The following is a 12,063-nucleotide window of genomic DNA, read 5'->3' on the forward strand; positions in this document are numbered from 1 at the left end:
GCCACATACAACTCACCCACCGCACCCGGCGGCACCGGATGAAGGAAAGCGTCCAGCACGAACACCCGACGACCCGACAACGGACGCCCCACCGGCAGCACGGCCGCACCGTCCTCACCCGGCTCCAGCACATGCCACGTCGCACACAGAGCCGACTCCGTCGGACCGTACAGATGCCGCACCCGCACCTCCGGGCACGCCGCCCGCACCCGCTCCACCGCCCGCAGAGGCACCACATCACCCCCGGTCAGAACCTCCCGCGCACCCCTGAAGCACTCCGGCGCCTCCTCCGCCAGCACCCGGAACAGGCCGGCGGTCACATGCACATGGGTCACCCCGGCCGCGATGTGCTCGCGCACGGCCACCGCGTCCAGCTCGGCCGCGGGATCGGCGACCACTGTCCGGGCCCCGCTCGCCAGCGGCACCCACACCTCGAACAGCGAGATGTCGAACGCGTGCGGCGCGTGGAACAACACCACATCCCCCGGGCCCACACCCCACCCGGCATCCCCCGCCAACGCCGCCACACTCCCGTGCGGTACGGCCACACCCTTCGGCGTCCCCGTCGACCCGGACGTGTACATCACATACGCGAGATCGTCCGCGGTCACCGCGGCGGCGGACAGCGGCTCGCCCCCGGCGTCGAGAAGGGACGGGTCGTCGTGAGGGGGCAGGTCGTCGGGGAGGGACGGGTCGTCGAGGAGGGACGGGTCGTCGAGGAGGGACAGGTCGTCGAGGTGTACCAGCCGCACCGGTCCGCCGGCGGGGACGACGGCGCTCGTCCGCGCGGAGCACACCACCGCGGCCGGGTCGCACTCCTTGAGCAGGAACGCGATCCGCTCCGCCGGATACCCGGTGTCCACGGGGACGTACGCCGCCCCGGCCTTCCCCACCGCGAGCAGCGTGACCAGCAGTTCCGCCGACCGCTCCAGCACCACGGCGACCCGGTCGCCCGCGCGCACCCCCCGGTCGGCCAGGTGCCGGGCCAATCGGTCGGACGCGGCGTCCAGCCGGGCGTACGTCAGCGTCCGCTTGCCGTCCGACACCGCGACGGTGTCCGGGGCCTGGGTCGCCTGCCGGGCGAAAAGTTCCAGGGCGGACCGGCCCGGTGTCCCGGCCGGGGTCCCCTCTCCGTGCCCGAGCACCACGGCCCGCTCGGCCCGCGGGGTCGCGTCGATGCGGCCCACCGGCTGCCGCGGATCGGCCGCCAGTTGCTCCAGTACCCGCACGAACCGGCCGAAGATCGCCTCGGCACCGGCGCGGTCGAAGAGGTCGGGGCGGTGGTCGAGCTTGAACAGCATCCGTTCCTTGGGGACGGCGACCAGGGTCAGCGGGTAGTGGGCCGTCTCCTGGCCCGCGGCGAAGCGCAGGGTGAAGGCGTCGGGGGCGGTGGGCTCCTCGGGCGGACGGGGGTAGTTCTCGAAGACGACGAGGGTGTCGAAGCCCGCGCCGGCCCCGCCGAGCCGCTGGATCTCGGCGAGCCCGAGGTGCTGGTGGGCGATCAGGGCGGACTGCCGGGTCTGCAGCTCCTTCAGCAGTTCCGCCGCGGGACGCGCACCGTCGAGCGTGACGCGCACCGGCAGGGTGTTGAGGAACATGCCGATCATCGACTCGACACCGGGGAGTCCGGCGGGGCGCCCGGCGACGGTGGCGCCGAACACCACGTCGGTACGGCCGGTCAGCCGGGCCAGGACCATCGCCCAGGCGCCCTGGATCACCGTGTTGAGGGTGAGCCCGTGCCGCCGGGCCAGGCCGGTCAGCTCGCCGGTCAGCTTCTCGGGGAGGTCGGTGATCAGGCTCTCGGGCAGGACCGGCGTACGGCCCGGGTCGGCGGCGGCCACCAGCGTCGGTTCCTCGGCGCCGCTCAGCTCGGCCCGCCACGCCCCGCGCGCCGCGTCCTTGTCCTGGCGGCTCAGCCAGGCGAGGTAGTCACGGTAGGAACCGGGCTCGGGCAGGTGCCCGGCGTCGCCGCCGGCCGCGTAGACCTCGGTCAGCTCGTGCAGCAGAACGGGCATCGACCAGCCGTCCATGACGAGGTGGTGGCTGGTGACGATCAGCCGGTGCCGGTCCTGCGCCAGCCGCACCAGCAGCAGGCGGAGCAGGGGCGGGGTGACCAGGTCGATCCGTCGCGTCCGGTCCTCGGCGGCCAGTTCCGCGAGCCGGGCGGCCGCCGTCTCCGCGTCCAGTGCGGAGAGGTCCTCCAGTCGCCAGGGCAGGGCCGCCTGACCCGCGATGACCTGCACGGCCTCGCCCGACTTACGGCGCCGGAAGCCGGCCCGGAGCACCGGATGCCGGGCGACCAGGGCCTCCCACGACGCCCGCAGCCGGTCCGCGTCGACAGGTCCGTCCAGGTCCAGGAGCCGCTGCCCTTGGTAGACGTCCGGTCCCTCGCTGTCGAAGGCCGCGTGGAAGAGCAGGCCCTCCTGCAGCGGCGACAGCGGCCAGACGTCCTCGACCTGGGATCGGGTCATCACGTAACTCCTCACAGACAGGCGGGTGCCGGGCGGCTGGCCGCCCGTTGGGCCGGCGTCGTGTCGGGGCGGTGTCGGGACGGTGTGCGGGGTGCTGTCCGGGGCGGGCACACCACGGATGGTCCCGCTACGGGTGGCGCGGCTACGGGTGGCGCGGCTACGGGTGGCGCGGCTACGGGTGGTCGTCGGTGAACTCGGCGTCGAGTTCGTCGACCTCGTCCTGGTCGAGGTCGAGCAGGGAGAAGTCGGAGGCGGTGTGGCCGCCGGCCGAGGGGGCGGTGGTGTGGGCGGCCAGGCCGTCCAGCAGGCGCAGCCAGCTCCGGCCGAGCCGTTCGGCGTCGGCGGCGTCGAGTGCGCCGCGGGGGTGGGTCAGCAGCAGGGTGAGTTCGGGGCCTTCGGCACCGTCCCGGATCACCGCTCCCGCACCGAGGGTGTGGGTGACGGGCATGTCCGGGTCGTGGGAGCCGCCGAGGGCGGTCGGGCCGGCGGGTTGCCAGGGGCCGGGTTCCGCCGTGGCGGCGGGGAAACGGCCGAGGTAGTTGAAGCTGACTTGTGGGGCGGGCAGTTGGGCGAGTACCGGTGCCGTGCCGGGGTTGAGGTGGCGCAGCAGTCCGTGGCCGAGTCCGTCGCCGGGTATCGCGCGGGACTGCTCCTTCACCGTCTTCAGCAGCGCCCCGGCCGCCGCTCCCCCGGCCGGCGCGTCCGTCAGGTCGACGTCCGCCAGGTCGATCCGCACCGGGTGGACGCTGGTGAACCAGCCGACCGTACGGGAGAGGTCCGTGCCGGTCAGTGGGGCGCGGCCGTGGCCCTCGACATCCACCAGGAGGGTCCGGTCGGTGCCGGGACGCCATTCCACCACGGCCGCGGCGAACGTGGCGAGCAGCGCCTCGTGGACACCGCAGTGGAAGACGCCGGGGGTGCGCTGGGCGATCACCCGTGCCTGCGGGGCGGGCACGGTCCAGACCTGGCGTTCGAGCGTGGCGGCGGTGTCCCGGGCCGGGTCCAGCGGCCGGCCGCCGATCAAGGCGACGCCGTCACCCTCACCGGCGCGGCCACCGGGACCGGCACCCGTACGGCCGTCGAGCAGCTCCCGCCAGCCGTCCAGTTCCGCGACCCGCTTCTCCTCCTGTGCCTCGGACCCCAGCAGCGTGGCCCAGCGCCGGAACGAGGTGCCCACCGGGTCCAGTTCCGCGACCCGGCCCGCCGCGGCCGCCTCGCACGCCGCCCGCAGATCGGGCAGCAGAATCCGCCACGACACCCCGTCCACCACCAGGTGGTGCACGACCAGGACCAGCCGGCCGACCCGCTCGGGGCCCCCGTCCACCCACACCAGCCGCACCATCACCCCGGCCACCGGATCCAGCCGGTCCGCCGCCTCCCGAGCCGCACGTCGGGCGGCCGCGTCCAGCTCGCCGGGTTCGCTCACCCGCAACACGGAGACGAGCGTGGCCGGGTCGAGGCCGCCGCGCTCACCCACCACGAGTCCCGGTCCGTCCGCCGCCCGGGCCCGCAGCATGTCGTGCGTGTCCAGGAGCGCGCCGAGCCCGGCGGCGAGCGTTCCCGCATCCAGCGCGGGCGGGGCACCGACCACCATCCACTGGGCGAACCCGGGGCGGACGGCGGCGGCGCCGGCGGCGGCGAGGACGGGGGTCGGCGGCACCGGCCCCGGGTCGCTGTCCCGCACCCCTTCGCCGTCCGTCTCCAGCCGGGCCACGGCGGCGAGAGCGGCGGGCGTCTCGTGCGCGAAGACGTCCTGCGCGCCGAACACGACGCCCCGGCGGGTTCCGCGCGCGGCCAGTTGCATGGACATGATGGAGTCGCCGCCCAGCTCGAAGAAGCTGTCCTCCACCCCGACCCGTTCCAGGCCCAGCACCTCGGCGAAGAGTGCGCACAGGAGTCGCTCGGCGGCCGTGCGCGGCGCCCGGCTCGCGGAGCCGGCGAACTCGGGCGCGGGAAGCGCCTTGAGGTCGACCTTTCCGTTGGCGGTCAGGGGCAGTGCGTCGAGCACGGCGAGGGCGGCCGGGACCATGTACTCGGGCAGCGTGCCGGCCAGGGCGGCGCGTACCGCCTCGGTGTCCGGCCGTTCGGCGCCCGGCACCAGGTAGCCGACCAGCCGTTTCTCGCCGGGCCGGTCCTCGCGGGCGACGACCACCGCCTGCGCGACGCCGGGCTGGGCGGCCAGGGCGGCCTCGACCTCGCCCGGTTCCACCCGGAAGCCGCGGATCTTCACCTGGGCGTCGGCCCGGCCGACGAAGACCAGTTCGACGCCGGTGGTCCAGCGCACCAGGTCACCGGTGCGGTACATCCGCTCGCCGGCCGCGAACGGCGAGGCGACGAACCGTTCGGCGGTGAGCGCGGCCCGTCCCGGATAGCCCCGGGCGAGTCCGGCGCCGGCGACGTACAGCTCACCGGTCACGCCGGGCGGCACCGGCTGGAGGAAGGGATCGAGGACGTACACCCGCCGGTCGGTGAGCGGCCGGCCGAGCGGCAGTACGTCACCCTGGTCCGCGCCGGGTTCGAACAGGTGCCAGGTCGCGCAGAGCGAGACCTCGGTGGGGCCGTACAGATGCCGCACCCGTACCGCCGGGCAGGCCGCCCGCACCCGCTCGACCGATTCGAGGGGGACGACGTCGCCGCCGGTGAGGACCTCACGGACGCCGTCGAAGCAGTCGGGTGCCTCCTCGGCCAGCACCCGGAACAGCCCGGCGGTGAGGTGCACATGGGTCACCCCGGCGGCGATGTGCCGGCGTACGGCCGCCGCGTCCATGGGCAGTCCCGGCTCGGCCACCACGACCCGCGCGCCCGCCGCCAGCGGCACCCACACCTCGAACAGTGAGATGTCGAACGCGTGCGGGGCGTGGAAGAGGACCGCGTCGCCGGGGCCGACGCCCCAGCCGGTCTCGCCCACCAGGGCCGCCACGCTCGCGTGGGGCACGGCGACGCCCTTGGGCGTGCCCGTCGACCCGGAGGTGTACATCACGTAGGCGAGGTCGTCACCGGTCGTCTCCACGGCCTCGGGGCCGGCCTCGGCGGTGGGGGGCGTGGGGTCGTCGATCGTCACGACGGGCGCGGAGTCCTTCACCACGAAGGCGACCCGTTCCGCCGGGTAGGCGCTGTCCACCGGGACGTAGGCGGCCCCCGCCTTCCACACCCCCAGCAGGGCGCCGATCAGGTCGGCGGAGCGTTCCAGGCGGACCGCGACCCGGTCGCCCCGGCCGGCTCCGCGGGCGCGCAGCCCGGCGGCGACCCGGTCCGAGGCGGCGTCGAGTTCCGCGTACGTCACCCGCCGGGCGCCGTCGACGACGGCCACCGCGTGCGCGGCCCGCGCCACCTGTACCCGGAACATGTCCAGCGCCGAGGAGGCCGGCGGGACGTCACCGGCGGTGGCGTTCCAGCCCTCCACCACCAGGCCCTGTTCCAATCGCCCCACCAGGCCGATCCTGCCGACGGGCACGGACGGGTCGGCGACGATCTGCCGGAGCACCCACTCCAGCCGGCCCAGCAGGTCCCGGGCCACGTCGGTGTCGAACACGTCGGGCCGGTGGGTGACGTGGAGCCTGAGATCCTGGCCCGGCAGCACACCCAGGGTCAGCGCGTAGTGGGTCGCCTGGTGGCCCTCGACGTGGGTGAAGGCGAGCGCGCCGGGTGCCGACGCCTCCTCGGGCGGCCGGGGGTAGTTCTCGAACATCAGCATGGTGTCGAAGACCGCGCCCGGTCCGCCCGCCCGCTGGATCTCGGGGAGGCTGAGGTGCTGGTGGGCCAGGAGCGCGGACCGGCGGTCCTGGAGTTCGGTGAGCAGCCGCAGCACCGGCCGGCCGGCGTCCAGGCGGACCCGTACCGGCACGCTGTTGATGAACAGGCCCACCATCGACTCGACGCCGGGGACTTCGGCGGGGCGGCCCGCGACGGTCGCGCCGAAGACGACGTCGGTACGGCCGGTCAGCCGGGCCAGGAGCATCGCCCAGGCGCCCTGCAGCACGGTGTTGACGGTGAGGCCGTGGCCGCGGGCCAGCGCGGTGAGGGCGTCGGAGAGTTCACGGGGGAGCGTCAGCTCCCACTTCTCGGGCAGCACGGGCGCGCGGTCGGGGTCGGCGGGCGCCACGAGGGTGGGGCCGTCGGCGTCGGCCAGTTCGGCGCGCCAGGCGTCGCGTGCGCCCTGCGGGTCCTGGCGGGACAGCCAGGCCAGGTGGTCGCGGAAGGAGGGCGCCGGGCCCAGTCCGGAGGCGTCGCCGCCGGCCGCGTAGACGGCGGCGAGTTCGGTGAGCATGACCGGCATCGACCAGCCGTCCAGCAGGATGTGGTGGGAGGTCATCACCGTCCAGTGCCGCTCGGGGGTGCGCCGCACGAGCAGCAGCCGCAGCAGGGGTGCTCTGGTGAGGTCGAACCGTTCGGCCCGTTCCTCGGCGGCCAGCCGTCTCACCTCGGCGAGCGCCGCCTCGTCGGTCAGTGCCGGGTCCGACAGGTCGACCTCGCGCCAGCGGGGGGTGGCCTCGCGCGGGATGAGCTGTACGGTCCGGCCGGACTTGCGGCGGTGGAAGCTGGCCCGCAGCGCGGGGTGCCGGTTCAGCAGCGCCTGCCAGGAGGCCCGCAGCCGTCCGGCGTCGACGGGGCCGCTGAGCAGGTCGGTGCGCTGGAGGGTGTAGAGGTCGGGGCCCCGCCCGCCGTACTCGGCGTGGAAGAGCAGACCTTCCTGCAACGGGGAGAGCGGCCAGACCTCGGCGAGCGCCGAGCCGTGGACCGGGGTCGTGGACGTCACCGGGAGAGCCCTCCTTCGAGGTCGGCCGCGATCGCTTCGAACTGCTCGACCTCGTCCTGGTCCAGGTCGAGCAGGGGGAAGTCGGACGGCGTGTGGCCGCCGACGGCCGGGTGTTCGCAGTGGGCCGCCAGTCCGCGCAGCATGGCCAGCCAGAGGCGGCCGAGGGTGTGCGCGGCCTCGTCGGCCAGCACCCTGGCCGGGCGGCCGAGGGTGAGGGTGAGTTCGGGGCCGTGGCGGGTGTCGCGGACGACGGCGACCGCCTCCAGGGCGTGCGGCACGGGCATCCGCGGGTCGTCCGAGCTGTGCAGGGCCCGGGTGGTGGCGGGCTCCCAGGGCACGGCCGCGCCGGAGCGGAAGGGTCCGCCGGCCCGGGCGTCGAACCGGCCCAGGTAGTTGAAGCCGACCTGGGGTACGGGGGCCGCGGCCAGGGCGGGCGCGGTGCGGGTGTTCAGGTACCGCAGCAGCCCGTAGCCCAGTCCGTCGCCGCCGGGGACGGTCCGGATCTGTTCCTTGGCCGTCTTCAGCAGTCTGCCCGCCGACGCCTCGCCGGCCATCGCCCCGAGGAGGTCCACGCCGCGTACGTCGAGCCGTACCGGATGGGCGCTGGTGAACCAGCCGACGGTGCGGGAGAGGTCGGCGCCGTCCAGCGGGGTGCGGCCGTGGCCCTCGACGTCCACCAGGACGGCGGCGTACGGGTCGTCGCGCCAGTGGGCGACGGCTCCCGCGAGGGTGGCGAGCAGGATGTCGTGGATGCCGCAGTGGAACTGGGCGGCGGTCCGGCCGACGAGGGTGGCGGTGTCGTTGTTGCGCAGGGTCCAGGAGTCCTGGCGTACGGTCGCCGCCGTGTCCCGGTCCGGGTCGAGGGGCGGCACGCCGGGCAGCGGGCCGGCCTCCCGCAGCAGTGCGGTCCAGGCGGGCAGTTCGGCGATCCGGTGGTCGGTGTGCGCCTCCGCGCGCAGCCGCCGGGTCCAGCTCCGGTAGGAGGTGGCGACGGGGGCGGGGCGCGGGGTGTGTCCGGCGAGCGCGGCCTCGTACGCCTCCTTCAGGTCGGGTACGAGGATGCGCCACGACACGCCGTCGACGGCGAGGTGGTGCACGGCGAGGACCAGCCGTCCGGCGCGTCCGGGGCCGGCGTCCAGCCAGACGGCCCGGACCATCGCCCCCGCCGCCGGGTCGAGCCGGTCCACGGCGGCGCGGGCGGCCGTCGCGGCGGCCTCGGCGAGGCCCTCCTCGGTCGCGGTCCCGGTGACGTCCACGCGGACCAGGAGGCCGGTGGTGGCCGCGGGGTCCTGGGCGCCGGCGAGCAGCCGCGGTCCGCCGCCGGTGTCGTCGACCCGGGCCCGGAGCATGGCATGGGTGTCGAGGAGGGCGCGGAGCGCGGCGGCGAGCGCTTCGGGGTCGGCGGCGGGCGGTGCGGTGAGGATCATCCACTGGGCGAAGGCGCCGCTGGCGACCCGCTCGCCGAGGAAGCGCGCGGCGGGCGTCCAGGGCACCTCGCCCGCGCCGTCGTCGGCGCGGTCCGGCCGGTCGCCGGTGGGGACGGGCTCGGCGACGACCGCGAGCCGCTCGGGGGTCTTCTCGTCGAATATCTGCCGGGGGGTGATGACGAGTCCGGCCCGCCGGACGCGGGTGACGAGTTGCAGCGAGGTGATGGAGTCGCCGCCGAGCGCGAAGAAGCTGTCGTCGGCGCCGACCCGGTCGAGCCCGAACAGCTCGGCGACCGCGGCACAGAGGATCTCCTCGACCGGTGTGACCGGGGCCCGGCCGACGGCCGTGGCGGCGAAGTCGGGCGCGGGCAGGGCCGCGCGGTCCAGTTTGCCGTTCGGGGTGAGGGGCAGCGCGTCGAGGAGTACGACGGCCGCCGGGACCATGTGGTCGGGGAGGGTGCGGGAGGCGTGGGCGCGTACCGCCACCGGGTCCGGCGTACGCCCGTCGGCGGGCACGGCGTAGCCGATCAGGCGGGCGTCGTGGAGGGCGGCGGCGCTCTGCGCGACGTCCGGGTGGGCGGCGAGCGCGGCCTCCACCTCGCCCAGCTCGATCCGGTGGCCGCGCAGCTTGACCTGCCCGTCGGCCCGTCCGACGAACACCAGCTCGTCGTCGTGGGTACGGCGGACCAGGTCGCCGGTGCGGTACATCCGGCCGCCGAGGCCGCGCGGGTCGGCGACGAACCGGTGCGCGGTGAGCGCCGGCCGGCCGAGGTAGCCGCGGGCCAGCCCGGTGCCCGTCACGTACAGCTCGCCCGTCACGCCCGGCGGCACGGGACGCAGGAAGTCGTCCAGGACGTACACGCCGGTCCGGGCGACCGGGCGGCCGAGGGTGAGCGGGCCCCTCTCGTCCAGCGGGCCGCTGACGGTGGAGACGACGGTCGCCTCGGTGACGCCGTACTCGTGGTGGAGGTCGCAGCGGGCCGCCCAGCGGTGCCGGGTGTCCGCCGGGAGGGCGTCACCGCCGCTCACCAGCACGCGCAGCGCGGGCAGCGCACGGTCGGGGAGGTGGGTGAGCTGGACGGCGGGCAGTACGGCGTGGGTGACGCGGTGGTCGGCGAGCAGGTCGCCCAGGGCGTCGCCGGTGGTGTGGCCGCCCGGCGGGGCCAGTACCAGCCGGCCGCCCGCGCACAGCGTCGGCCAGATGTCCCCCATCGACACGTCGAAACTCGGCGAGACCAGTTGCACGAGACGCGTGTCCCCGCCGAGGCCGTACCGCTCGATCCGGTCGGTGACGAGGTTGCGCAGCCCGTCCCAGGTGACGGCGGCACCCTTGGGAGTGCCGGTGGAGCCGGAGGTGTGGATGACGTACGCGGTGTGGCCGGCGTGGGGGGCTTCCGCGGTGCCGCGGGCAAGGTGGCCGGCGTGGAGGGCTTCTCCGGTGGCGGGTGCCGGGTGGTCCGGGTGGGTCGTCGTCGGCGGCGGTCCGTCGGGGCCGGCCGCGGGTGGTGGTCCGTCCAGGGTCACCACCCGGCCCGTGAACCCGTCCGGCACCAGCGGCCGGGTGCCGGTCGTGCAGAGCACCGCCGCGGGTGCGGCGTCGGCGAGCACGAAGGCGATGCGGTCCGCGGGGTGGGCCGGGTCGACGGGGACGTACGCGCCGCCCGCCAGCGCGATGCCGAGCAGGCCGGTGACCAGCTCCACCGAGCGGGGCGCCAGGACGGCCACGCGGATGTCGGGGCCGACGCCGTACCCGGACAGCCGGCGGGCCAGGCGCTCGGCGTTCCGCGCCAGCACGGCGTACGTCACCTCGTGACCGGCACCGACGACGGCGGTGGCCGCCGGGGTGCGGGCGGCCTGCGCCAGGAAGCGGCGGGGCGGCAGCGGGGAGACGTCCGGGCCCGGTTCGGGTGCCTGGGGCGGCGTCGCGGGGCCGGCGGTGACGCCGGGCACGTCGAGCCGTCCCACCGGCACCGACGGATCGGCGACCACCTGCTCCAGCACCCGGGTGAGGGCGTGCGCCAGTCCTTCGGCGGCGGTGTCGGAGAACACGGCGAGACGGTGGGCGAGGCGCAGCCGCAGCCGGTCGCCGAGGACGACGCCCAGTGTCAGCGGGTAGTGGGTGCCCTCGACGGTGGCGACGTGTTCCGCGCGGAGCCCGCCGGAGGACTCGGCGGAGCCCACCGCGCGCGGGTAGTTCTCGAAGACGAGGACCGAGTCGAAGGCGGACCGGGACCCGGTGAGTTTCTGCAGTTCCGGCAGCCCCAGATGGTGGGAGCCGATCAGCGCGGACTGGCGGCCCTGCAACCCGGCCAGCATCTGCCGCACCGGCTGCCCGCCGTCGAGCCGTACCCGGACGGGCACGGTGTTCATGAACACCCCGACCATCGCCTCGACGCCCGGCAGTTCGGTGGGGCGGGCCGCGACGGGGGCGCCGAACACGATGTCGGTTCGGCCCGTGAGCCGGGACAGCACCAGCGCCCAGGCGCCCTGCACCAGGGTGTTGACGGTCAGTCCGCGGCCGCGCGCGAAGGCGACCAGCCGGTCGGTGAACTCCTCGGAGAAGGTGCGGGCCACACAGCCGGCGTCGGCCGATTCCTTCTTCCGCTCCCCGGGATCGACGAGGGTCGGCTCGTCCACCCCGGCCAGCTCGGTCCGCCACGCGGCGCGCGCGGCGTCCTTGTCCTGCTCGGCGAGCCAGACCAGGTGGTCCCGGAAGGAGGGCGCCGGCCCGAGCCCGCGGGTGTCGCCGCCGGACGCGTACAGCGCGGAGACCTCGTCGAGGACGACCGACATCGACCAGCCGTCGAAGAGGATGTGGTGCGTGACGACGATGAGCCGGTGGCGTTCGGCGGAGAGCCGGACCAGGACGAGTCGCAGCAGTGGGGGCCGGGCCGGGTCGAACCGTTCGGCCTGTTCCCGCGCGGCCGTCTCGGTGAGCCGCGCCTCGGTCTCCCGCGCGCCGAGGCCGCGGAGATCGACCTCCCGCAACGGAATCTCCACGTCCGTCACGACGGCCTGGACCAGCCGCCCCGAGGCGAGCCGGTGGAAGCCCGCCCGCAGGGTCGGGTGCCGGGCCGCCACGCCCTGCCAGGCCGTCCGCAGCCGCGCGGGGTCGAGCGGTCCGGTCAGCTCCAGCACCCACTGGCCCTCGTAGGCGTCGGGGCCCTGTTCGTCGTAGGCGGCGTGGAAGAGCAGTCCTTCCTGGAGCGGCGTGAGCGGCCAGATCTCGGCGAGCGCGGGGACCTTGGCGGCCAGTTCGGCGGACTCGTCCGCGGTCAGGTCGACGAGGGGGGCGTCGTCGTGGAGTGCCGCCGTTCCGGGGGCGGCGTCGAGTCTCGCGACGGTGGCGAGGGCGGCCGGGGTCTCGTGTTCGAAGACGTCCTGGGCAGTGAAGGCGATGCCCTTGCGG

Annotated in this window: 3 protein-coding genes; all 3 read right to left on the bottom strand. The window is 75.4% G+C overall.

Going from position 1 to position 12,063, the window contains the following annotated elements; genetic code table 11:
* Nucleotides 1-2,471: non-ribosomal peptide synthetase (locus tag ABEB00_RS33950; RefSeq protein WP_345624570.1), on the bottom strand; the 2,471-nt coding region annotated here is incomplete at its 3' end.
* Between the two features lie 172 nt (nucleotides 2,472-2,643).
* The gene (locus tag ABEB00_RS33955; RefSeq protein WP_345624571.1) at nucleotides 2,644-7,227 is read right to left on the bottom strand and encodes an amino acid adenylation domain-containing protein; all 4,584 of its coding nucleotides are present in this window, start codon (nucleotides 7,225-7,227) and stop codon (nucleotides 2,644-2,646) included.
* The coding region (locus tag ABEB00_RS33960) for an amino acid adenylation domain-containing protein (RefSeq protein ID WP_345624572.1) at nucleotides 7,224-12,063 on the bottom strand (4,840 nt) is incomplete at its 5' end. The genes ABEB00_RS33955 and ABEB00_RS33960, both read right to left, overlap by 4 nt.

It is taken from the genome of Streptomyces ziwulingensis (assembly GCF_039542605.1).
Classification (GTDB): Bacteria; Actinomycetota; Actinomycetes; order Streptomycetales; family Streptomycetaceae; genus Streptomyces; species Streptomyces ziwulingensis.